This is a genomic window from Agrobacterium sp. SUL3, assembly GCF_001263295.1.
GTDB classification, from domain to species: domain Bacteria; phylum Pseudomonadota; class Alphaproteobacteria; order Rhizobiales; family Rhizobiaceae; genus Agrobacterium; species Agrobacterium tomkonis.
The window spans coordinates 134,555-157,068 of sequence record NZ_KQ414500.1 but is presented as its reverse complement, the minus strand read 5'-3'; the positions used below and the strand labels follow the sequence as shown (position 1 = coordinate 157,068).

The 22,514-nt window shown below is 58.5% G+C and carries 26 protein-coding genes and 1 riboswitch; of the genes, 11 read left to right on the top strand and 15 right to left on the bottom strand.

Annotation, left to right across the window (positions count from 1 at the left end):
- Positions 1-37 precede the first annotated feature (37 nt).
- From AKG12_RS08090 to AKG12_RS08055, 8 genes are all read right to left on the bottom strand, one after another.
- A complete protein-coding gene (locus AKG12_RS08090; RefSeq protein WP_052818463.1) occupies positions 38-841 on the bottom strand; it encodes an endonuclease/exonuclease/phosphatase family protein in 804 nt (267 codons plus the stop codon).
- A 188-nt stretch (positions 842-1,029) separates the two neighbouring features.
- A complete protein-coding gene (locus AKG12_RS08085) occupies positions 1,030-1,587 on the bottom strand; it encodes a fasciclin domain-containing protein (RefSeq protein ID WP_046800194.1) in 558 nt (185 codons plus the stop codon).
- A gap of 166 nt (positions 1,588-1,753) precedes the next feature.
- On the bottom strand, positions 1,754-2,470 hold the full coding sequence (locus AKG12_RS08080) for an anti-sigma factor (RefSeq protein WP_052818462.1): 717 nt from the start codon (positions 2,468-2,470) through the stop codon (positions 1,754-1,756).
- Positions 2,467-3,009, bottom strand: a complete 543-nt coding sequence (locus tag AKG12_RS08075; RefSeq protein ID WP_052818461.1) for a sigma-70 family RNA polymerase sigma factor — start codon at positions 3,007-3,009, stop codon at positions 2,467-2,469. The genes AKG12_RS08080 and AKG12_RS08075 overlap by 4 nt, the downstream gene beginning before the upstream one ends.
- A 153-nt stretch (positions 3,010-3,162) precedes the next feature.
- Positions 3,163-6,027 (bottom strand): aminomethyl-transferring glycine dehydrogenase, encoded by a 2,865-nt coding sequence (gene gcvP / locus AKG12_RS08070; RefSeq protein WP_052818460.1) that lies wholly within the window; start codon positions 6,025-6,027, stop codon positions 3,163-3,165.
- A complete protein-coding gene (gcvH, locus tag AKG12_RS08065; protein ID WP_046800190.1) occupies positions 6,027-6,389 on the bottom strand; it encodes a glycine cleavage system protein GcvH in 363 nt (120 codons plus the stop codon). Before gcvH ends, gcvP begins: the two co-directional genes overlap by 1 nt.
- A 28-nt stretch (positions 6,390-6,417) precedes the next feature.
- Positions 6,418-7,557 carry a glycine cleavage system aminomethyltransferase GcvT gene (gene gcvT, locus AKG12_RS08060; RefSeq protein ID WP_052818459.1) on the bottom strand — a complete coding sequence of 380 codons (1,140 nt, stop codon included), beginning with the start codon at positions 7,555-7,557 and terminating at the stop codon, positions 6,418-6,420.
- Between the two features lie 153 nt (positions 7,558-7,710).
- Positions 7,711-7,798: riboswitch (glycine riboswitch) on the bottom strand.
- A gap of 124 nt (positions 7,799-7,922) precedes the next feature.
- Positions 7,923-8,108: a DUF3008 family protein gene (locus tag AKG12_RS08055; protein ID WP_052818458.1), complete on the bottom strand. Its 186-nt coding sequence runs from the start codon at positions 8,106-8,108 to the stop codon at positions 7,923-7,925.
- Between the two features lie 174 nt (positions 8,109-8,282).
- On the opposite strand from AKG12_RS08055, the gene AKG12_RS08050 reads away from it, so the two are divergent.
- Both AKG12_RS08050 and AKG12_RS08045 read left to right on the top strand, forming a co-directional pair.
- The gene (locus tag AKG12_RS08050; protein ID WP_082178762.1) at positions 8,283-8,663 is read left to right on the top strand and encodes a hypothetical protein; all 381 of its coding nucleotides are present in this window, start codon (positions 8,283-8,285) and stop codon (positions 8,661-8,663) included.
- A gap of 89 nt (positions 8,664-8,752) precedes the next feature.
- Complete coding sequence (locus AKG12_RS08045; RefSeq protein WP_052818456.1) at positions 8,753-9,733, top strand: copper chaperone PCu(A)C domain-containing protein; 981 nt, start codon at positions 8,753-8,755, stop codon at positions 9,731-9,733.
- Positions 9,734-9,957: 224 nt separating this feature from the next.
- Here AKG12_RS08045 and AKG12_RS08040 read toward each other — a convergent pair whose 3' ends face one another.
- Positions 9,958-10,278 (bottom strand): hypothetical protein, encoded by a 321-nt coding sequence (locus AKG12_RS08040; RefSeq protein WP_052818455.1) that lies wholly within the window; start codon positions 10,276-10,278, stop codon positions 9,958-9,960.
- Between the two features lie 203 nt (positions 10,279-10,481).
- On the opposite strand from AKG12_RS08040, the gene crcB reads away from it, so the two are divergent.
- The 6 genes from crcB to AKG12_RS08010 all read left to right on the top strand — a co-directional run bounded on the left by crcB (position 10,482) and on the right by AKG12_RS08010 (position 14,580).
- A complete protein-coding gene (crcB, locus tag AKG12_RS08035) occupies positions 10,482-10,859 on the top strand; it encodes a fluoride efflux transporter CrcB (protein ID WP_052818454.1) in 378 nt (125 codons plus the stop codon).
- A 66-nt stretch (positions 10,860-10,925) separates the two neighbouring features.
- Positions 10,926-11,915, top strand: coding sequence for an RluA family pseudouridine synthase (locus tag AKG12_RS08030; RefSeq protein ID WP_046800183.1), 990 nt, complete (start codon positions 10,926-10,928; stop codon positions 11,913-11,915).
- Positions 11,916-11,921: 6 nt separating this feature from the next.
- Positions 11,922-12,584, top strand: coding sequence for an HAD family hydrolase (locus AKG12_RS08025; RefSeq protein WP_046800182.1), 663 nt, complete (start codon positions 11,922-11,924; stop codon positions 12,582-12,584).
- Positions 12,585-12,616: 32 nt separating this feature from the next.
- Positions 12,617-13,411 carry an ATP12 family chaperone protein gene (locus tag AKG12_RS08020; protein WP_046800181.1) on the top strand — a complete coding sequence of 265 codons (795 nt, stop codon included), beginning with the start codon at positions 12,617-12,619 and terminating at the stop codon, positions 13,409-13,411.
- A 60-nt stretch (positions 13,412-13,471) separates the two neighbouring features.
- Positions 13,472-13,960 (top strand): hypothetical protein, encoded by a 489-nt coding sequence (locus AKG12_RS08015; protein WP_046800180.1) that lies wholly within the window; start codon positions 13,472-13,474, stop codon positions 13,958-13,960.
- Between the two features lie 230 nt (positions 13,961-14,190).
- On the top strand, positions 14,191-14,580 hold the full coding sequence (locus AKG12_RS08010) for a RidA family protein (RefSeq protein ID WP_052818453.1): 390 nt from the start codon (positions 14,191-14,193) through the stop codon (positions 14,578-14,580).
- 59 nt (positions 14,581-14,639) lie between these two features.
- Here AKG12_RS08010 and fghA read toward each other — a convergent pair whose 3' ends face one another.
- Genes fghA through AKG12_RS07995 form a run of 3 tightly spaced genes read right to left on the bottom strand, consistent with a single transcriptional unit; the run spans position 14,640 to position 16,663 of the window.
- Positions 14,640-15,473 (bottom strand): S-formylglutathione hydrolase, encoded by an 834-nt coding sequence (fghA, locus tag AKG12_RS08005; protein WP_052818452.1) that lies wholly within the window; start codon positions 15,471-15,473, stop codon positions 14,640-14,642.
- A 31-nt stretch (positions 15,474-15,504) separates the two neighbouring features.
- Entirely contained in the window at positions 15,505-16,182 is a 678-nt protein-coding gene (locus AKG12_RS08000; RefSeq protein WP_046800177.1) for a DUF1345 domain-containing protein, read from the bottom strand.
- Positions 16,183-16,207: 25 nt separating this feature from the next.
- Positions 16,208-16,663, bottom strand: coding sequence for a YaiI/YqxD family protein (locus AKG12_RS07995; protein WP_052818451.1), 456 nt, complete (start codon positions 16,661-16,663; stop codon positions 16,208-16,210).
- 166 nt (positions 16,664-16,829) lie between these two features.
- Between AKG12_RS07995 and AKG12_RS07990 the strand changes: the two genes are divergently transcribed.
- Together AKG12_RS07990 and AKG12_RS07985 are read left to right on the top strand one after the other, a co-directional pair.
- Positions 16,830-17,282, top strand: a complete 453-nt coding sequence (locus AKG12_RS07990; protein ID WP_052818450.1) for a DUF5680 domain-containing protein — start codon at positions 16,830-16,832, stop codon at positions 17,280-17,282.
- A gap of 32 nt (positions 17,283-17,314) precedes the next feature.
- Positions 17,315-18,118: a hypothetical protein gene (locus AKG12_RS07985; protein ID WP_052818449.1), complete on the top strand. Its 804-nt coding sequence runs from the start codon at positions 17,315-17,317 to the stop codon at positions 18,116-18,118.
- Positions 18,119-18,184: 66 nt separating this feature from the next.
- On the opposite strand, the gene AKG12_RS07980 is transcribed toward AKG12_RS07985, so the two are convergent.
- Positions 18,185-18,841: a peroxiredoxin gene (locus AKG12_RS07980; protein ID WP_052818448.1), complete on the bottom strand. Its 657-nt coding sequence runs from the start codon at positions 18,839-18,841 to the stop codon at positions 18,185-18,187.
- Positions 18,842-19,194: 353 nt separating this feature from the next.
- On the opposite strand from AKG12_RS07980, the gene AKG12_RS07975 reads away from it, so the two are divergent.
- Positions 19,195-19,845, top strand: a complete 651-nt coding sequence (locus tag AKG12_RS07975) for a glutathione S-transferase family protein (RefSeq protein WP_052818447.1) — start codon at positions 19,195-19,197, stop codon at positions 19,843-19,845.
- 208 nt (positions 19,846-20,053) lie between these two features.
- Here AKG12_RS07975 and AKG12_RS07970 read toward each other — a convergent pair whose 3' ends face one another.
- Positions 20,054-20,692 (bottom strand): trimeric intracellular cation channel family protein, encoded by a 639-nt coding sequence (locus tag AKG12_RS07970; protein WP_046800365.1) that lies wholly within the window; start codon positions 20,690-20,692, stop codon positions 20,054-20,056.
- A gap of 51 nt (positions 20,693-20,743) precedes the next feature.
- Complete coding sequence (locus AKG12_RS07965) at positions 20,744-22,480, bottom strand: peptidoglycan D,D-transpeptidase FtsI family protein (RefSeq protein ID WP_502688806.1); 1,737 nt, start codon at positions 22,478-22,480, stop codon at positions 20,744-20,746.
- Positions 22,481-22,514: the final 34 nt, after the last annotated feature.

Below are 22,514 nucleotides of genomic sequence, written 5' to 3'. Positions count from 1 at the left end.
CAGCTGATTTTGACGGCGCACATGAGTGTCCGGTTTCTCAACTGAATTCGAGCAGCAGCGGACAGTGATCCGAAACTTCGGGCTGTCTCACAACGTCGAAGTGATCGATCTTCACAGCCGGATTGACCAGCATGTAATCCGCGTAGCGGTTTTGCTTGGTGTAATGCGAAGTCCGCGTGTCGGTAAAGCCGCGCGTCGTGACCAACTCTGTAAGGTCCAGCTCTCTCAGAACGGCAAAAGTCTCGCTGTCAGGCAAGACATTGAAATCACCACAGACGATGATCCGGTCACCAGCCTCCGCGATGTTTCTGACGAGCTGTACGAGACGCTTCGCCTGCGCCAGCCGTGCGGCGCTATCGTGTTTGCCTTCGGGGTCTCGCAGGCCGTGCATGTGGGCGATGACGACGGGCTGGCCGGTTGTGAAATCGAAAATACGAACGGCGTGTGCGGTCCGCGATCTCGGGTGGTCGCCATATCCATCGGCTGAAAAGGTGCCATGTACGAAACCCTGCACCTGCGCGACAATGGCAATGGATTTACGCACGTAGGTCGCCAGCCCCCATTGCGACGGGTATCGTGTTTCGCCGTGCCAGAGATCGCCCTGCGCTGCCGGGCAGAAGACCGCCAGATGATCGGGCAGGACATCTGCGACATCCCGCAGGAAATTCGCCCTCTGCGGCAGGTCGATGCCGTGATCGCGATAGGCTAGCCAGTCCTGCGTGGCAGCCGGCGTATGCACCACTTCCTGCAGACACAAAATATCGGGATCGGAAGAGGAGAGATAGGGAACAAGCTTGTCATGAAGCTTTCCGCCCCAGCCGTTCAGGCAGATCAGACGCATTCACACTCCATCGCCGCAGGATTGCATGATCCCGTTTAGCATGGAACCGCCGACGATCAATCATGTCCAGCCATTTCAGGATGTGGAGGTGTCGTCGCCCGAATATCAAAGGCCCGGATGTTTCCGGGCCTTTGATACGGGTTCATGCCGAATGGCTCATCCGGCCATTTTGTGTCATGCCGCGACAGTTACATCTTCGGCAGCAACACCTTGTCGATGACATGAATGACGCCATTGGATTGCTTGACGTCAGCGATGGTTACATGAGCAACCGTGCCGTTCTCGTCCGTCAACGTGATTTTGCCCATGCTTTCCTTGGCCTTAAGCACGCAGCCGCCGACGGTCTTCACGTCATGCTCGCCCTTGTCATCCTTGATCATCTTTTCGATGGCGGGTGACAGTGCATTGGCGGCGACCACGTGGCAGGTCAGCACCTTGACCAGCTTCTCCTTGTTCTCGGGCTTCAGAAGATCGTCGACCGCACCCTTCGGAAGGGCCGCGAAAGCCTCGTTGGTCGGCGCGAACACCGTGAACGGACCTTTTCCTTGAAGTGTTTCGACAAGGCCGGCAGCCTTCACCGCTGCGACAAGCGTTGTGTGGTCTTTCGAGTTCATCGCGTTTTCAACGATGTTCTTGTCCTCGAACATTGCGGCGCCGCCAACTTTGGGGTTCGCGGCATAAGCGGAAACCATGCCGATGGAAAGAGCTGCGGCCAGCGTCAGGGCGCGAACAGAAACGTTGTACATCGTTATTCCTCCTTGGTGACTTCCAAACCCCGAAAGGCAGTTCTTCCGGTGGCCGCTATCGGTCATCCGTAGCGATACAAGAGACGGAAGCCGGCGCCTCGAAGTTTCAGGCGAGCCAGGAAAAATGATAACCAATTGACTTTAATGATGAATATCTGTGCTTCAGCTATAAGCGACGCGCAGTGCCTGATGCGACGATCGGGCCGGTGGGAAGGCCGGTGGGCGAACCGCCGAACGGTTCAAGGCTGACGGCAAATACGGAACCTTCACCGAGTGTGCGCTGTATCTCGGGTGAAATGATCATTTCCGCATCAACCTTCGCGTCGATGATGCCGAGCGACTTCGGATTGCCCGTCGGTGGTACCACCCACAGTTCAAGCGACCGGCGTTCACCGCCGTCCGCTGCAACCGGTGTGATTTTCAGGCGTCCGCTTGACGCGTCGTAGGACGCCACGAGATCGATCACGTTGCCGGGGGCGGTGAGGTTGGCAACGAGCGGCGCCGTTCGCTTGCCACCCGGTAGAAGCAGACCTGACATAAGGGCAATGGCAACGACAGCCGCAAGTGACGAGACAAGCGATACGCTGCGCCAGAAGACGAGTGACTGCCAGAGCGAAGCAGTGGAACGATCGGGGCTGTTGGCGAAGAGGCGATTTTCGATACGGCTGAATATTGCGGCGTCGGGTGGGATCTCGCCATAGGCATCGTTGAACGATGCGGTATCGATCTGCCAGCGCTCCACGAGGCGCTGAAAGTCGGCATCATCCGTCATGCGCTTCTCGACCAGCCGGCGCTTTTCCAGCGAAAGAAGGCCAAGCACATATTCAGCCGCAAGGACTTCATCCTGCGGCGTGTCGCCATGACTATGTTCGCCAGATATCATCGTTCCATGCACTCTCTCAGTTTCAGCAGGCTGCGGCGAAGCCACGTCCGCACCGTGTTGAGCGGTGCATTCATGTCTTCCGCAAGTTCCGCATAACTCATGCCCTCCACATAGGCTCGCCGCACGGCGTTGGCTTGGTCCGGCCGCAGCTCCTCCATACACCTGTCGATCCGCCGGCCTTCATCGCGCATCACGGTTTGCGTTTCCGGGTCCAGAGTCACCTGGTCTTCAAGGTCCAGCACGGTATCGATATCATCGCTCACGGGTCTCCGCGCCCGGATGACATCAATACAGTGGTTTCGAGCGACGGTGGAAAGCCACGTCAGCGCATGCCCCGAGCGACTTGCGAAGGAATGCGCTCTTTGCCAGATTCTGATATAGATTTCCTGCAACGCCTCTTCCGCATCCGTCCGGTCCTTTAAGATACGGATGCAGATTGCAAAAAGTTTCGGGCTGGTTGCCTGGTAAAGCGTGGCGAAGGCGGAGCGGTCTCCGAGCGCAACGCGCCCGATCAGGACAGCAATCTCATCGCCTTGCATCCGCACATTCTCCGCCTCGTCCCCAATTTAGACAAGCAGATACGAAAAAACACAAGACCCCGGCCGCGAGAAAGCCGGGACAGGTCACACCGCCACTTCTGCCATAAAAAAAGCCCGGAGCGATCCGGGCTTTTGTCTTGAGCGAAACAAAGTTTACTCTGCCGCTTCGGCATAATCTTCCATTGGCGGGCAGGTGCAGATGAGGTTGCGGTCACCATAGACATTGTCGATGCGGTTGACCGGCGACCAGTATTTGTCGATGCGGAACGCGCCGGGCGGGAAGCAGCCCTTTTCGCGGCTATAGGGACGATCCCATTCACCGACGAGGTCTTCTACCGTGTGCGGTGCGTTCTTCAGCGGATTGTTGGTCTTGTCCGCACGGCCTTCCTCGATGTCGCGGGCTTCCTCGCGGATCGCCAGCATGGCATCGCAGAAACGGTCGATTTCCGCCTTGGTCTCGGATTCCGTCGGCTCGATCATCAGCGTGCCGGCAACCGGCCAGCTCATGGTCGGCGCGTGGAAACCGCAATCGACGAGACGCTTTGCCACATCGTCCACCGTCACGCCGCAGCTATCCGCGAGCGGGCGAGTGTCGATGATGCATTCATGCGCCACGCGACCGGTCTCGGACTTGTAGAGCACGTCGTAAGCGCCCTTCAGCCGTTCCGCGATGTAGTTGGCATTGAGGATCGCCACCTTGGTCGCCTGCGTCAGCCCTTCGCCGCCCATCATCAGGCAATAGCTCCAGGAGATCGGCAGGATCGACGGCGAGCCGAAGGGAGCAGCAGACACCGCACCCTCACGGCCGTCTGTCGAAGGATGACCCGGAAGGTAAGGAGCAAGATGCGCCTTGACGCCGATCGGACCCATGCCCGGGCCGCCGCCGCCATGCGGAATGCAGAAGGTCTTGTGCAGGTTGAGGTGTGAAACGTCGGAGCCGATATCGCCGGGACGGGCGAGACCGACCATGGCGTTCATGTTGGCGCCGTCGAGATAGACCTGACCGCCTTGGCTGTGCGTGATCTCGCAGATCTCTCGAACCGTCTCCTCGAACACGCCGTGGGTGGACGGATAAGTGATCATGCAGCACGAGAGGTTTTCCGCATACTGCTCTGCTTTTGCACGGAAATCATCGATATCGATGTCGCCGTTGTCCCGCACCTTCACCGGCACGACTTTCATGCCGACCATCTGCGCCGAGGCAGGATTGGTGCCATGTGCGGAAGTCGGAATGAGGCAGACGTCACGATGGGTGCCGCCATTGGCGAGGTGATAGTTACGGATGGTGAGAAGCCCTGCATATTCCCCCTGCGCACCGGAATTCGGCTGCATGGAGAAGGCATCATAACCGGTGACCGAGCACAGCTTTTCGGAGAGATCGTCGATCATTTCCTTGTAACCGAGCGCCTGATTGGCCGGCACGAAGGGATGGATGTCGGAAAATTCCGGCCAGGTGATCGGCAGCATTTCCGCTGTCGCGTTCAGTTTCATGGTGCAGGAACCGAGCGGGATCATGGAGCGGTCGAGCGCCAGATCGCGGTCCGAAAGGCGGCGGATGTAACGGGTCATCTCGCTTTCGGCACGGTTCATGTGGAAGATCGGATGCGTCATGTACTGGCTGGTGCGCAGCAGTTCCTTCGGCAGGCGATATTCCGGCTCGAAATCCGAGATCGAGAAATTGCCGCCGAAAGCACGCCAGACGGCTTCCAGCGTTGCCGGGCGCGTGCGCTCGTCAAGGCTCATGCCGATCTTGGTCGCGCCGACCTTGCGCAGGTTCACGCCTTCCGCCACGGCCGAACGCAGGATGACGCCCTGCATATGGCCGACTTCGACGGTGATGGTGTCGAAGAAGGTTTCCGGCTCGATGGTGTAGCCGAGCTTTTCCAGGCCCTTGGCCATCAGCACGGCCTTCTGGTGGGTCTGCTGGGCAATCGCCTTGATACCCTGCGGACCGTGGAAGACGCCATACATCGAAGCCATGACGGCGAGCAGTACCTGCGCGGTGCAGATGTTCGACGTCGCCTTTTCGCGGCGGATATGCTGCTCGCGGGTCTGCAGCGACAGGCGATAGGCACGGTTGCCGCGCGCATCGACCGAAACGCCGACCAGACGGCCGGGCATGGAGCGCTTATGTGCATCCTTGACGGCCATGTAAGCCGCATGCGGGCCGCCGTAACCGACCGGAACGCCGAAACGCTGCGAGGTGCCGATGGCGATGTCAGCGCCCATTTCACCGGGAGATTTCAGAAGCGTCAGCGCCAGAAGATCGGCAGCGACAGCAGCGATGGCGCCTGTCTGGTGCAGGCGGGAAATCAGGCCGGTGAAATCGCTGACATGGCCGTGCGTGCCCGGATACTGGAAGATCGCGCCGAACACATCGACCGGATCGAGATCGGTGAAGGGATTGCCGACGATCACTTTCCAGCCGAGCGGGGCCGCGCGGGTCTCGATCAGCGCAATGGTCTGCGGGTGGCAATTGGCATCCACGAAGAAGGCGGTTGCCTTGGACTTGGCGACGCGCTGGCACATGGCCATGGCTTCCGCCGCCGCTGTCGCTTCATCAAGCAGCGATGCGTTGGCGACATCGAGACCGGTCAGATCGCAGACCATGGTCTGGTAGTTCAGCAGCGCCTCAAGACGGCCCTGGCTGATTTCCGGCTGGTAGGGCGTATAGGCCGTGTACCAGGCCGGGTTTTCCAGAATGTTGCGCTGGATGACCGGCGGCGTGATGGTGCCGTAATAGCCCTGGCCGATCAGCGAGGTCAGCACCTGGTTCTTGTTGGCCGTTTCACGAAGACGGTCGAGCGCCTCGCGTTCGGTCAGCGCCGCACCCCAGGTGAGCGGTACCTTCTGGCGGATGGAGGAGGGAACGGTGGCGTCGATCAGCGCGTCGAGGCTCTTATAGCCGACGACCTTCAGCATCTCCGCCATTTCCGACGGCGACGGCCCGATGTGACGCCGGTTGGCGAAATCATAGGGCTGATAGTCGGTGAAATGGAATTCGGTGGGCGTCGTCATTACGCGATCAGCTCCTTGTAGGCTGCTTCATCGAGCAGCGTATCGGCATCCGCCGCATTGGAAAGCTTCAGCTTGAAGAACCAGCCGGCACCCTGCGGGTCGGAATTGACCAGCGAGGGATCATCAACGATGGCCTGGTTGATTTCGACCACTTCGCCATCCAGCGGACAATAAACATCGGAAGCCGCCTTGACGGATTCAACGGTCGCTGCATCGCCATCCTTTGCGAAGGTGGCGCCCACTTCCGGCAATTCGACGAAAACCAGATCGCCGAGCTGTTCAGCGGCGTGGCTGGTGATGCCAACGGTGGCGATATCGCCTTCGAACTTCAGCCATTCGTGTTCTGCGGTAAATTTCAGCATCGTATTCTCTCCGGAGATGGGATGAAGATTATCGTTTATAGGTGGGCGTGATGAAGGGCAGGGCGGCGACGGTGACGGGCAGATATTTGCCGCGCACTTCCGCGAAGACAGCCGTGCCGGGAGCGGCGTAGGAAACAGGCACGTAACCCATGGCGACGGGACCCTCGACCGAAGGGCCGAAGCCGCCGGAAGTCACTTCGCCGATTTCCGTCTTGCCCTCGGCATCCGCGAAAAGCTTGGAATGGCCGCGCACCGGCGCCTTGCCTTCCGGCTTCAAACCGACGCGGCGGCGCGATGTACCGTCCTTGAGTTCGCCGAGAATACGCTCGGATCCAGGAAAACCGCCTTCTCGATCACCGCCGGCGCGGCGCGCCTTCTGGATTGCCCATTCAAGCGAGGCTTCGATGGGGGAGGTCGTGGTGTCGATGTCGTTGCCATAAAGACAAAGGCCGGCTTCGAGCCGCAGGCTGTCGCGCGCGCCAAGCCCGATGGCTTCGCAATCGGGATGTTCGAGCAGGGCCTTGGCGATCTCGTCCGCCTTTTCGGCCGGCACGGAGATTTCAAAACCGTCTTCACCGGAATAACCGGAACGGGAAACGATGCAGGGCACGTCGTGCAGTGGCACTTCCTGCACGTCCATGAACTTCATTTCGGACACGCCGGCCCACAGTTCCGCCAGCACTTCTTCGGCGCGCGGTCCCTGCAGCGCGATCAGCGCGCGGTCGTCGAGAAGGGTGATTTCGCATGTGCCGGAAAGATGCGCCTTCATATGGGCGATATCGGCATCCTTGCAGGCCGCATTGACGACGACAAAAAGATGGTCGCCGCGATTGGTGATCATCAGGTCATCGAGGATATGGCCGTTGTCGTCAGTAAAGAAGCCGTAGCGCTGGCGGCCTTCCTTCAGGCCGAGAATATCGACTGGCACCAGCGTCTCAAGCGCGCGTGCGGCATCGGCGTTGTCGCCAGACTTGGCCTTCACAATCACCTGGCCCATATGGGACACGTCAAACAGACCGGCGGAGGCGCGGGTCTGAAGATGCTCCTTCAACACACCAGCCGGATATTGCACCGGCATGTCGTAACCGGCAAACGGCACCATGCGGGCGCCGAGCGAAACATGCAGGGAATGAAGCGGCGTGGTTTTAAGCTCGGCGGTATCGTCCAAGGACGCCTCCAGGGTTGCGCGAGATATCGCGCGGGCTCAGGTCATGGCGCAAGACGCGCCGGTTCAAGAGCCCCCTCTGTCCTTGTCGCCTGAGATTGTTATCCCTTCGGCGAGCCGTCCTTTAGATCAAGGTGGCTTCTCTCCAGAGTTCCGTCGTCACCGCTGGTCCTTTTGCCTGAGAGTTTCCGGGGCGGTTGCTCCTTCGGCACCGCAGTGAAGCGGCTTCTCCCAACGATGATGCGACGCTCATTATCTTCGAAGCCCCGCTGTTGGCAAGGACCAAATGACGCATCTGAACAGATTCTTGCTCCATCTGCGCCATCGGCAGCGCTGTGGTGGGTGACAACTTGGAAACCGGGACAACATCAGTCGGATTTTTTCTCCGGCAGGCCCTTGCGTTTCGTTGATGCGAGATCATCAAGTTCTTTTTCTGTCATGGACTTCTCCATGCTTTTTGAAGCACCTTGTAAACTGGATTTTTTGACTTCGCCGCGTTTGGCGGCCAGCGCTGCACCCGCCGCTTTCTGTTGGGCTTTTGATTTGGCTGGCATGTCTGCCTCCTTTGAAACGATCGTTCCAGCAGGGAAATGCCGCCTAGCGACGATTGTTCCCTTGCGAGAAGTCAAGCATGCGGCAAAATTCCCCTTTGAAATCGGTCGGAAAGCGGGATATCGCATGATGTCATGGATGCAAATCGAAACCGACGACTGACAGGGATGGAGAGAATGCTTCGCATTTTCTGCGCGGCCCTGATGTTGTCGCTCGGTTTTGCCCACAAGCCCGTGCTGGCCGCAGCGCCGACGGTCTCTCTGGACGAGAGCTACCGTCTGCCGGACGGCACCTTTGCGGAAATCTGCCTTGGCCACGGCGATGGCGTCAACGTCTCCCACGGCAAGGACGATCCGGCCCATTCCGGCGATGCCATGCTGTTTTGCGAGGCCTGCCTGCTGGCCTCGTCCATTCTTCTGCCGATACCCGATACGGAAGGCTGGCTGAGGACCGAATTCTCCTGGCTCGACAATCGCCTGACCGCTAAATGGAGCTTCCGCTCTGTCCTGACGATCCAGAAACCCGCAGCGCGGGGGCCTCCATCCCTGTCCGCCTGATTTTTCGTTTTACCGGATCATCACCGCCTGAGGGCGGCACGGAGCGACTGCCAAAGCCCTGATGGGATGCAGTCGAAGGGACAAGAGACATGAAGACCACCAAAATCATCACCTGCACGTTGTTCGTTGCCTCGGTTTCGACCGCGCAGGCTTTCGCCCACGCCACTTTCGTTGACGGCTCGGCCGAGCAGGAAAGCACCGTCGTCGCGGCGCTGCAGGTACCGCATGGTTGCGACGGCGGGCTTGCAACGACAGAAGTGCAGATAAAGCTGCCGGAAGGCTTCATTTCCGCCAAGCCGCAGCCCAAGGCCGGCTGGGAGCTGGAAGTCATCAAGGGTGATTACCAGAAGGCCTACAAGAACCACGGCAAGGAAATCAAAGGCGGTCCGGTCGAAATCCGCTGGAAGGGTGGCAACCTGCCGGATGAGTTTTATGACACCTTCGCCGTTCAGGGTAAAATCTCCGGCATCGAAGCCGGACAGGATCTGCCCTTCAAGGTGACGCAGCTTTGCGGCGACAAGGGAAAGGTTTCCTGGGATGAGGTTGCGGCCGCCGGTGTCGACCCGCATTCGCTGAAAAGCCCCGCCCCAACCATTCGCGTTGCCGCAAAGGCGGCCCATGCTGCCGGAGGCCATGATCATGGCGCCATGGATATGGATGTTGTGAAGGCCGGCAGCCTTGAGGTTTCCGGCGGTGCCACCAAGGCCATGCTGCCGGGCCAGCCTGTGGGTGGCGGTTATGTGACGATCAAGAATTCCGGTACCAGTGACGACAAGCTGATCGGCGTGGAATCCTCCGCTTCCGGCCGAGCCGAAATCCATGAGATGGCCATGGTCAACGACGTCATGAAGATGCGCAAGCTGGATGACGGCATCGTCATCCCCGCCGGCCAGACGGTTGAACTGAAGCCCGGCGGCCTGCACATGATGTTCTTCGACGTGAAGAAGCCCTTTGCCGAAGGCGACAAAGTGCCGGTGACGTTGATCTTTGAAAAGGCAGGTAAGGTCGAGATCGTACTCTCTGCCGCCAGCGCGGCCAAGGGCAACGGCGGCGACCACCAGCATAACTGATCAATAAAGAGCGGCTACCGGAACGCGTGACAGGTCCGGTAGCCGCAAGCTTTTTTATTGTTATATCTTGTTTTCAGCGCCGTGGCGGAAAAGGCGTGATGGCCATCGCCTCCGTGATTTTTCCGGCATTCGGTTGAAAATACTTAGAAAATCATCCTGACACCAGCCTGAACGCCGAAGGCCTGCCAATGGCGCACCTGTATTCAGAAATAAAATTAAAATATTCAAGTATCAAGCTGATTTAAATTACTATTTTCTGATTTGGTTTTCGCGTTGTTTTCCTCATAAGCCTCTACGGCCTGTTCGAGCGTCGCCTGCGGTTCGTGACGCTGGCTGGCGGCGGTCAGGAAATAGAGGGTGAGCGCCGGCGGCTTTATTGCCGTCATCAGGGCTCTGAGCTGGAAGTCGTCGCCATGTTCGGCCTTGCGTGCCAGTTCGTGAATGGCTTCTTCGACCTCGCTCTTGCGCGGCACGCGTTGCGACGGCTTCACTGCCTCCAGCGCATAGGCTGCCGTATTCGCAGAAACGGAAAGAACCTGTGTCATCCAACCTCCGGCTATTTTCGCCGACCCTTAAAAATTGGAGATTAGCATCTGCGTCTTGTTGGAAGGCTAAATCGCGGAGCTGCAATTTAATCGTATTTTAGTGGACGCATGCGGCGGGTAGAGGGCTTTCGCCTGCGATTATGATGGTCTAAAAATCCGTTGGACTGCCCGGTCCGGCCATTTCCTCCGGAGACACAATCCCCATGGTTAATATCGCTCTTGTCGCCGCCGGCGGCGCAATTGGTTCCGTTTTCCGTTATCTGGTCGGCGTCTTGAGCGTTCGGCTGGCGGGGTTGAATTTTCCCTGGGGAACGCTGGCGGTCAATGTGGCCGGATCGTTCCTGATTGGTCTTCTGGTCGAGCTGGTGGCGCGGCGATTGAATGCCTCGATGGAAATGCGCCTGTTTCTCGTCACCGGTGTGCTTGGCGGCTTCACGACATTTTCGTCCTTCTCGCTTGATGCGGTAGCACTTTTCGAGCGCGGTGCGTTCGGCCTTTCGGCCGTTTACGTGCTTGCAAGCCTTGCGGTTTCCATCGCTGCGGTTTTTGCCGGGCTGGCCTTGGGCCGCAGTTTGTTCTAAAGGCTTGATCCAAACGGCGCGCCGGCGAACAGAGCGCGCGATCAAGACAGAAAGACTGGAAATTTCATGGCAGGTATCGAGCATATCAAGGTCGAGGCCGACGAGGCCGGTATGCGCCTCGATCGCTGGTTCAAGATTCACTATCCGGGCCTTGGTTTCGGGCAATTGCAGAAGCTGCTGCGCTCCGGCCAGGTGCGCGTGGATGGCGGCCGGGTGAAGACGGATGCGCGGGTGCAGCCGGGACAGATGGTGCGCGTGCCGCCCGTTGATTCCGACCTCAAGGTCAAAACCGGCCCGATTGGATCGAAGGACCTCAAACATTCGGAAGACGCCGAACTTCTGGCGCGTATGCTCTTGCATGAGGACGACAAGGTTTTCGTTTTCAACAAGCCGGCCGGCATTGCCGTGCAGGGTGGCTCCGGCGTCAACCGTCATATTGACGGGCTTCTGGAAGCCTGGACGAGCCCGAAGGGCGAAAAGCCACGTCTGGTGCACCGTCTGGACCGCGATACGTCAGGCGTGCTGGTGGTTGCCCGCACAAGAGGCGCCGCGCAGAAGCTGACGGCCGCCTTCCGCGAGCGCGATACCAAGAAGACCTATTGGGCGCTGGTCAAGGGCGTGCCGCGCAAACACCAGGACAAAATCTCCACCTGGCTCGTCAAGGAACAGACGATGGATGGCGACCGCATGCGCATCGCCAAACACGGCGAGGAGGGGGCCGATCACGCCATTTCCTATTACCGTGTCATCGATACCGCCGCGCAGAACCTCGCCTGGCTGGAAATGGAACCCTATACCGGCCGCACCCACCAGCTTCGCGTTCATGCGCTGCATATGGGACACCCGATCATCGGCGATCCCAAATATTACATCGACGATCCGAACTGGGATTTCCCGGGCGGTATCCAGAAGCGCCTGCATCTGCATGCGCGCCATATCGACATACCGCACCCTAACGGCGGCCGCCTTCGGGTCAGCGCGCCTTTGCCGCCGCATATGGTGCAGACTTGGAACCTGCTTGGCCTCGATGTGGCCGATGGCGATAGGGAAGACTGACATCAGATGAAACTGGTTCTTTTCGATTGCGACGGCACGCTGGTGGACAGCGCCGGCCTTATCCATGCCGTGATGGCCGACACGTTTGCCGATTTCGGAAAGCCGCGCCCTGATATCTCGCAGACCAAGGCGATCATCGGCCTGACGCTCGATATCGCCATCGCCCGCATGCTCGGCAAGACGCATGTGGATGACGAGGCGCAGGCGATGACGGCGCGTTATCGCGAAATCTATCATCCGATCCGGGAGCGCCCGGGCATGATCGAACCGCTTTTCGACGGCATCGCGCCGCTGATCGACGCGCTTTCGAAACGCGACGACGTGTTGATCGGCGCGGTCACCGGCAAGGGCAGGCGCGGGCTGACCCATATTCTCGAAACCCACGGTTTCGCGGATCACTTCATCGTTTCGCGCACGGCGGACGATTGCCCCTCCAAGCCGCATCCGGCCATGGTAATGGAATGCTGCCATGAAACCGGCATGGTTCCGGCCGACACTGTTGTCATCGGCGACGCAATCTATGACATGCAGATGGCCAAGGCGGCGGGCGCAAAAGCCATCGGCGTCGCCTGGGGTTATGCCTCGGTCGACGATCTCTGGAACGCGGGCGCAGATGCCGTCGTCGGCCACCCGCGTGAAATCCCGGCCTATGTTCCGGCCGATATTTGACAACCCTTCTAGCTGACTGATGAGGACGTGCCATGCGTGATCTCCTGAACGACCTTACGGAGGGCCTGAGCCACCCCGACCCGATCCTGCGTGCGCAAATCCAGATGCAGAAGCCTTTGCCGAAGCGGTTCTACAAGGATGTGACTGTTGCTGATGTGGAGGAGGGCGGATTTACCATCCATCTTGATGGCAAGCCGCTGCGCACACCCGCCAAGAAGCCCCTGATCGTTCCGACGAAGGCGCTCGCGGACCTGCTTCGCGACGAATGGGATGCGCAGAAAGAAGTGGTGAACCCGGTGGTCATGCCTGTTTCGCGGCACGTGAACACGGCCATCGACGGCATCGCAAACGACACCCAGGCAGTTTTCGAAGACATTCTCCGGTTTTCCTCCTCCGATCTCCTGTGCTATCGCGCCGGCGATCCGGAAGCGCTGGTTCAGCGTCAGACTGACCATTGGGACCCGGTGCTGGACTGGGCCGCCAATGTGCTCGGTGCCCGTTTCATTCTCGTTGAAGGTGTCATGCATCGCGACCAGCCGCGCGAGGCCATAGCTGCCTTCGCGGTGACGCTGAGGAAATACGATACGCCGATTGGGCTTGCCGCCCTGCATACCATGACCTCGCTGACCGGCTCCGCTATTCTGGCGCTCGCACTGGCGGAAAGACAGCTGACGCTGGAAGAAACCTGGGCGCTTGCCCATCTCGACGAAGACTGGACCGCCGAACAATGGGGTGAGGACGAGGAGGCGCTGGAACGCCGCGCCGTCAGGCTCATCGACATGCGCGCGGCGCTCCATGTTCTGGAGTCGTTGAAGAGCGCTTCTTAACGCTTTTCTAACCCTGATGATCGAATATGCGGTTACCTCACGTTAGGGGAGCCGCTGATCATGAACACCACGCTGAAACGCCTTGGCATTGTCTTGCTGGCGTGTTTCACGCTCATGTCTTTCAGGCTGGAACCGGAAGCGACCAATGCCGACCGGTTGCTTTACGATGTGCGCGGCGCATTCGTCGCCGCACGCCCCGATGTCGCGCCGGCGCTGATGCAGTCCATCCATGCTCAGGTACAGAGCGCAATCCGGACGACGGCGCGTGGCGAGACCAGACCACGCGTTGTGCTGACGATCCGTCTTGCATCCGTCACGCGCGCGCCGTTCCTGTTTGGAGAGCGGGCCTCAGCAAAGGTGATCGTCCGTGCCGCGGCCGTGGCAACGGGCGAGGTGATCGCCGAGGCCAAATTCACCGCCACCGTTGTCAGCTTCGACAATCAGTCCATCGAGCAGGAGCTGGCTTATGGCGTCGCCGAAAGGGTGATCCGTGAATTCCGGCTGAACCGCTCCGGCCCAACGACACTGGCGACGGCGCTTTTTCCATAAACGGGACGCGAGGCAAGCGCGCGAAAGCTATTCTTCTCTTTCGCTGTGGAAACCTCTGCCTCAAAAAAGTGCGTCGTGACGTCCATAGATTCACATACGTTACGTATCTTAATTGACATACGCTGCGTACGTCACTATCTCGCATACGTAACGTATGTGAAATGACGTTCGAAGTGTTGAAAGCAGTGCTTCGCCGTCCATTGTCACTCAACCCAAGAGAGAGATGCAAAATGACCGAACGCGAAGCGATTTTCCCTGCCAACAGGCACGCGCTTTACGAGGAACACGGCTATTCCGCAGCTATTCGCTCCGGTGACCTTCTGTTCGTTTCCGGCCAGGTTGGCAGCCGTGCCGACGGAACGCCTGAACCGGATTTTGAACGGCAGGTCCGGCTGGCCTTTGAGAACCTGAAAGCCACGCTTGAGGCGGCGCGCTGCACCTTTGACGACATAGTCGACATAACGACGTTCCATACGGACCCGGAAAACCAGTTTGGAACCATCATGAAGGTCAAAGAGGAGATTTTCAGCAAATCTCCGTACCCGAACTGGACTGCCGTTGGTGTCAACTGGCTCGCCGGATTCGATTTCGAGATCAAGGTCATTGCCCGCATCCCGTAATATCAGGCCAGGCCTGAAAGGGCGGCGCTCTCAGGGCGCCGCCAGCCTTGTCTTTATCCTTATTTCAGCCGCTCGGCGTGCCACTTCAGATGGTCATCCATGAAGGTGGAGATGAAATAATAGGAATGGTCGTAGCGATCATGCATGCGCAATGTCAGGCCGATATCCGTGCCCTTGATCGCCTCTTCGAATAACCAGGGGCGCAGACCTTTTTCAAGGAAACTGTCCGCCTTGCCCTGATCGATCAGGAACTCGGGAAAACGGGCGCCGTCCTCAACCAGTGAGCAGGCGTCATATTGGCGCCATTTGGCACGGTCGGCACCGAGATATTTTTCGAGCGCCGGTTCTGACCAGTCGGCGGAAGAGGGTGCCACAATCGGTGCAAAGGCGGAGCAGCTTTTGAAACGCTCGGGGTTCCTGAGCGCAATGGTCATTGCACCATGGCCGCCCATCGAATGGCCGAAGATGCCCTGCCGGCTCATATCCGCGCGGAAATGCTGGCCGATGACGGCCGGCAGCTCTTCCGTCACGTAGCTGTACATATGGTAGTGCTCGGACCACGGCGCCTCGGTGGCGTCGAGGTAAAAGCCGGCACCCTTGCCCATCTGCCAGTTGGTCAGCTCATCCGGCACGTCATTGCCGCGCGGGCTGGTGTCCGGGCAGACGATGATCAAGCCCAGTTCGGAAGCCATGCGGCGATATTCGCCCTTTTCCATGACATTGGCATGGGTGCAGGTGAGGCCGGAGAGATACCAGACAACCGGGCAGGGGTCGTGGATCGCTTTCGGCGGCACATAGACCGCAAAGGTCATCTCGGATTTCAGGGTTTCAGATGTGTGCGAAAATACGCCCTGCATGCCGTCAAAAGCCGTATTTTGCGAAATGATATTCATGAGGCCATTCCTTTGAGAAGAGTTTTCCGGTTCAGCCCGCAAGCGAGACCGCGGCATTCACAGCCGCCGCAACCAGAACCGTATTGAAAAAGAAAGAAACGATGGAGTGCAGCAGCGTGACCTTGCGCATGGCGGTCGTTGTCACCCCGACATCCGATGTCTGCGCTGTCATGCCGATCACCACGGCGAAATAGAGGAAGTCGTAACCGCAGGGTTCTTTCGTCGCCGGAAAATCCATACCGCCGCGATGCTGGCGCTTGCCATCCACCGTGGCCGGCCGCCAGTACAAATGCGCATAGTGCAGGGCCGTCATGGTGTGGATCGTCAACCAGCCGAAAATCACCGAGGCGAAAGCAATGAGCAGGGTCCAGACGGTCTCGCCCGTGTGATTGAGCGCCTGAAACAAAGAGACAACGGCAACCGCCACCGCAAGCAGTGTGACGGCGATGATGGCGATTGCCGGAAGATCGTCGCTATCGGCATGGGCCTTCAGATGCTGCGCCGTCAATCCCGGCAGACGAAAGGCAACCAGCGTCAGATAGGTCAAGAAAAACAGAACGGCCGCCATTTCTACGGCAAGCGACGGCGCAAAGGCTAATGCCAGACCGAGACCAAGAGCACCTGCGAAAAAAGCGAACACGAAAGGCTGATGTCGGCGAAAGGCATTGCTTCCTGTAGTCGTGGGGCTTTTCGGTTTGGCCGTGGTCATGGGCGGCACCTTTCTGTTGGCGCCGTCATTTTTTGACACGGCGGCAGAAACGGTCAAGCGTCTCCAGAAAAGCGGAGCGGTCGCGCGGTGAAAAAGCTGCGTTATATCCCTTGCTTTCACCGGTTTCGCGCAGATGCGCGCCAAGATCGCGCATCGCCGTCGCCATCCCGATATTCGACTGGTCAAAAACGCGACCCGTCGGCCCGGTCACAAGCGCCCCCTTGGCGACGCAGCGGCCGGCCAGCGGCACATCGGCGGTGATGACAATATCGTTCTCACCCGCATGATCGGCGATCCAGTCGTCCGCCGCGTCGAAACCAGCGGAAACAATGACGTTTTTCACCATGGGATCACGCGATGGGCGCAGACCGGAATTGGCAACAAAGGTCACTTCCAGCCCATGTCGTTCCGCCACCTTGAGAATCTCCGGCTTCACGGGGCAGGCATCGGCATCGACATAGATTTGCGGCTTTTGCGTCATGGGCACTCTTTTCGGATAATTCCTGCCACGCTTCTAAGCGCAAACGCCGCGATTACCAAGCCCGTCATTGCTGAAATGCGGGTTCGATGCCGAGTAGGGGCCGCACTTGCGACCACGCTGAAAATCGCCTATGTTCCCTTTATGTTCTTACCCCGAAAGGTTTTCCATGCTGGAAGAGTTCATCGTGCGGGCCAAGTCTGCCACTTATGTCAGCGGCGGCAACAAATCCGCGACGCCCACGCGCAAGGGATCACACGATCTCGGCTATCAGAGCGGCGACTGGCATTATATCGACAGCTATTTCGGGGGAACCGATTTCATCGGGCAGGAGGTCGTCTGGCATCAGGGAACGGCGGTGTGGGCGATGAGTTATTACGGCCGCATCCTCCGGCCCGACATGATCGACGGCGCCACGGCTGGCAGTGTCATTCAGCGGTCGCTTTCCACGCTCTATCGTGAGGGCCGGTTCCTTGGCGGCTTCACCCACCCGGTGGAAAATCTGGTCTATGTCGATACGAATGAAGGTGAATTCCGGTCCTTCACCGGCATTGAGCGCATTTACCGGGGCCATGTCGAGACGTACCGGCTTGACTATCATGGCGGGATCATAAAGCCATAGAGCGCAGGAAATGCCATGGACGGGAATTTGCAATGGCAAATGGCGACACTCTATTTTTCAAGGCGACACTCTATTTCGACAGCGAACCCACGATCTCTGATTTGACCCTCACACAAGCGTGGGGCGAGGAGGGATATGAATGTGAGCGGCTGAGCGAAAAGGGCGTTTTTGACGGCCTGCGCGGTTCGACCAGGGTTTTTGTCGGCAGTCCCGAGCCGGTCGTAGCGGCGCCGGTTGCGCCGGCCCAATATCCGGCAGTCGCAGAGGCCAGGGTCGACTGGTCAAAGACCTTTTGCGTCGATGCCAAAGCGGCATATGACGATTTCAGCCGCGCAACACATCAGTGCGAGTTCAGATTCCTCATCATGGCGGATGAGGACAATCCTGAAATCGCCCATAACGAGATTGCCTCAGCCCTGCTCGGCATTCATCAGGTCGCTCCCATGCAGGCCGTTGCATTGCATTATCTCGACATGATCGTCGGCCGCGCCAATCTCGATGACTATCTGAATTATGCAAACAGCCATCTCGACCAACCGCAGCAAATGGCGGCGATGCTGGCCTTCGGAGCCTTCGTGACGGAGGAGGGGGAAAAGATCAGGGCCTGGACAACGGGTCTGGAACATTTCGGCCAGACGAATCTGCTTTTCGAAACCCCGGCCGGAGATGCGACGGAAGCGCTTCTCACCCTATTCGGCCTCGGGCATCTCGTCGTCAACGGGCGACGCTTCGCTGCCGGCGAAGCCATAACATCTTTCGACCTTCTTGCGCGTTTTACGCCCGCCGAACTCGATGCCCGGCCAATGCTGCGCGTCGTCAGGCAGGACGCCGGCTAGAGCCTGCTGTCGTACCTAAGGGAGAATGGGACGATGATGTTTCACCGCCCCATCACAGGCTTCAAATCAGCCGGGCTGCTTGGTCTTGCGCAGATACGGAAGAACCGTGTCGTAAGAACCGAAACGGGCGATCGCATCCTCGTTGGAAACGGCGGCGGTGATGATGACATCCTCGCCCTGCTTCCAGTTGGCCGGTGTCGCCACCTGGTGCTTGGACGTGAGCTGGATGGAATCGATGGCGCGAAGGATTTCCTCAAAATTGCGGCCGGTGGTCATCGGGTAGGTGAGGATCAGCTTGATCTTCTTGTCTGGACCGATGACGAAAACGGAGCGCACGGTGGCATTGTCTGCAGGCGTGCGGCCCTCGGAGCTGTCGCCAGCGCCGGCCGGCAGCATGTCATAGAGCTTTGCCACCTTCAGGTCCTTGTCGCCGATCAGCGGATAATCGACATTGAAACCGGTCGCGGTGCGGATGTCGTTTTTCCATTTTTCATGGCTTTCGACCGGATCGACAGAAATGCCGATGATCTTGACGCCGCGTTTTTCAAATTCCGGCTGCAGGCCGCCCATTGCACCGAGTTCCGTGGTGCAGACCGGCGTGAAATTCTTCGGATGCGAAAACAGCACCGCCCATCCGTCGCCGATCCAGTCGTGAAAGCTCACCGGCCCATGGGTCGTCTCGGCGGTGAAATCAGGTGCTATGTCGTTGATACGCAGGCTCATCTGATAGTCTCTCCCTAATGATTTGAACTGAAATCCTGATGGTTTCGGCAATCCGTGTCCGGCGCCGGAGCTTAGAGTGTCTGCGCAAAATGGCCAGCCTTTTCATCGCGCCCTGGTGACGTCACAGAGCAGGGGAAGTTTGCGAAGTTTCCTTGAAGCGCAATGATGTTCCATGGCAGATATTCGGTGCAGACACTGCTGCCCCAAAGGCGCGTGCGTGAGTCAGGATTGTTTTCGATAGTCGATTTGCCTATTCTGACGAAACGCTACCATGCCGCTCCGGCCGGCTCTGAGAACCGACACGAAAAACTGCGCGACGCCGTCTCCAAACCCCGATGTTGTGGAGAGTACCGATGACGATCACGATTACCGCCTTTGAACGCTCACCCGACGGCGGCAAGGGCCTCGCCCGCGACATGCGCGTTCGTTGGGCGTTGGAAGAGGTGGGCCAGCCATATGGTGTGCGCCTTCTCTCCTTCAGGGCGATGAAGGAACCGGAGCATCTCACGCTTCAGCCATTCGGGCAGATTCCGACCTATGAAGAGGGCGATCTCGTCCTGTTCGAATCCGGTGCCATCATCTTCCATATAGCCGAGCACCATGCCGGCCTGCTGCCCAAAGAGGCGGATGCGCGGGCGCGGGCGATAAGCTGGATGTTTGCGGCCCTCAGCACCATGGAGCCACCGATCGTCGAGCACTTTGTCACCGGCTTTCTCGAAAGGGACAAAAGCTGGCATGATGAACGCCTTCGAATGGTGGATGAACGCATTCGCAAGCGGCTCGGTGAATTGTCCCGCCGCCTCGGTGGAGCCGACTGGCTCGATGGCGCATTCAGCGCCGGCGATCTGCTGATGGTGTCGGTCCTGCAAAGGATAATAAGTTCAGGCATTCTCGACGAATATCCGAACCTTTCAGCTTATGTGGCCAGAGGCGAAGCACGTCCCGCCTATAAGCGGGCCTTCGCCGATCAGCTGGCGGTTTTCAGAGCTGCGCAGAAAGCGTGACCGTCTCAGCCCGAAACATTGACGCGATATGCCATCCCAGGCGACCGGGGCGCGGGTAGGGACCACACGCCCGGCTTGGAAGAGCCGGGAGCTGGGCCATTTCAAGAAAGAACCTGCTGCATCGATCTACTTGTTGGATCAGTCGTTACCACGCCTTTCGGAGCCTTTAATGCCACGACCCCTCAGCTTCCGGCTTCGGCAGCTCTCCTCAGTGAGGGTCCTTCGTGTAAACGAATGTCGGTACACACCAGTTAAAGCGTATTGCAAGGAGCCGGAGCATCAACCCGAGGGCCATTGCGACGAGCGAGGATATCGCGTGAGACGCCCCCAAAAGGGGCGCACTCAAGTAGATCAGGCTCGTAAGGACCGAGACGATTGCATAGAGTTCCGAACGAAATAACAGCGGTACTTCGTTGCACAGTATATCCCGAAGTACGCCGCCCAGACATCCAGTCAGCACTCCCGCCGCCACCACGACAACCAGCGGCAGGTTAAGGCCTGACGCAATCTGGCAGCCGATGACGGTGAAGACGACCAGTCCTATTGCGTCAAGAAAAAGGAACATCTTGCGCAGTTGATACATGTATCGGGCGATTGGGATCGTCGCCAGCGCAGATAATCCCGTCACGAGGAGATAGCTGGGGTTTTCGACCCACGACAGCGGATAATGGTTCAGAAAAACATCGCGCACGGTCCCACCGCCGAGGGCGGTAATGCATCCAAGTAAAAATACGCCGATCCAATCCATTTCGCGACGGCCGGCGGCGAGTGCGGCTGTCATCGCCTCTGCGACAATCGCAACGAAATAGAGGATATGGATAATGTCGCTGGTCGAGGGAAAGATCATCGAATAACCCGAAAATTCAGTATCTGTGAATGACATGGGTTCATCGCCAATTCAGTAGTTCATCAACGGAGATGCCTGCGGGTTTCCGAAGGACGGCCGAACCCCGAGAAGAGGTGCGGCGCGCTCAATGATATCGCGCACCATCGGCGCGGCATTGAAGGCCGCAAGGCGCCCACCGCGCTCGCCGGAAAGTGGGGCGTCAATGATCGACAGAACCAGATAACGGGGGCGGTGCATGGGGAATGCTGCGAGGAATGTATTGAAGTTCAGGTTCTTCGCGTATTTGCCATCGATAACCTTTTCCGCTGTCCCCGTCTTCCCGCCCACATCAAAACCGGCCACCTGGGCGTTTCGGCCCGAACCTTGGGTTCCGTTGTACCAGAACAGCTCGCGGACCTTTGCGCTGGTCGAGGCCTGCAGGACACGCCTGCCGGTGATTTGGTGACGCCTGTCGTTGTCGGCGATGAAGGTCGGGTGCCGGAACATGCCGCCGTTTACGAGAGCCGCCGCAGCCGCGGCCGTCTGTAACGGTGTCGTGGCCAGACCGTGACCGAAGGAGATCGTTGCGGAATTGATCTTTTTCCAGTTCCTTGGCGCTGCGGGCGAAGCAATTTCCGGTAACTCCGTCTGCATCTTTGACAACAGGCCCAATCTGAAGAGAAACTGCTGGTGACTTTCGAGACCAACGAGATCCGCGACTTTTGCCGTGCCGATGTTTGATGAATAGCGAAAGACTTCCCGGATTGTCAGCGGCCGTCCTCGGCCGTGAAAATCCCTGATGATGAAACCACCCATCTTCAGGGGGCGGGAGGCATCAACCATCGAGTTCAGATTGACGACGCCTGCATCAATCCCCATGGCAAGGGTGAACGCCTTGAAGGTGGAGCCCATTTCAACTGCTGAATTGCTCATGCGGTTGAACCATCCCTTTTCGTAGTCCCTGTCGATCGAGCCATCGGCAAGGCGCCGCGAAGGTTCATTCGGGTCATAATCGGGGACCGACGCCATCGCGAGAACCTCGCCTGTGTCGACATCGATTACGACGGCACCTGCCGCTTCCGCCCGATAGTTCCTCAAGGCATCGCTAACGACGTTATGCACGATGCTCTGAACACGCAAATCGATGGACAGCCGGACGGGTTCAAGCTGGGTGGGATCGGTAAGCCCAACTCCGCGCAGGTCTGCCAGGCCTTGCCTGTCGAGATAGCGCTCAATGCCCGCCAGCCCCTGATTGTCGATGTTGACATGCCCAACAATGTGAGATGCCACTGGCCCGCCAGGATAAAAACGCCGCTTTTCGGGTCTGAAGCCGATGCCCGGAATGCCAAGGCGCATGATCTCAGCTTCCTGGCGGGGCGTAAGCTGTCTCCTGATCCACTGGAAACCGGAGTCAGACGTTAGTTTTCTGTGCAGATCAGCCCAATCCAGGTCGGGAACAACAGAGGCGAGCTTTTCAATGGCCTCATTTGCATCAACAACGCGGCGAGGCTCCGCATATAGCGAGATGAGATTGATATCCGTTGCGATAAGCTGGCCATTGCGGTCAAGAATGTCGGGGCGGGAGGCGATTATATGGGGTGATCGTGGAATACTCGCCGTCGCTTCGCTCTCGGAAAAATAGCCATATTGCAGAAGGCGGACTGCGATCGCGGCATAACCGATCGTAAATGCCACGATTAGCAGGCCCACCCGCTTGCGATTTCGAGCGGAAGATCTTGCGCCGCGTTTTTTGGCAGGGAGAACAAGGTATCCGACGGTACCTCTCCGGTAACGAGCAATCAAAGACATGAAAATACTCCACGCTCACGTATCGGGAATAGGG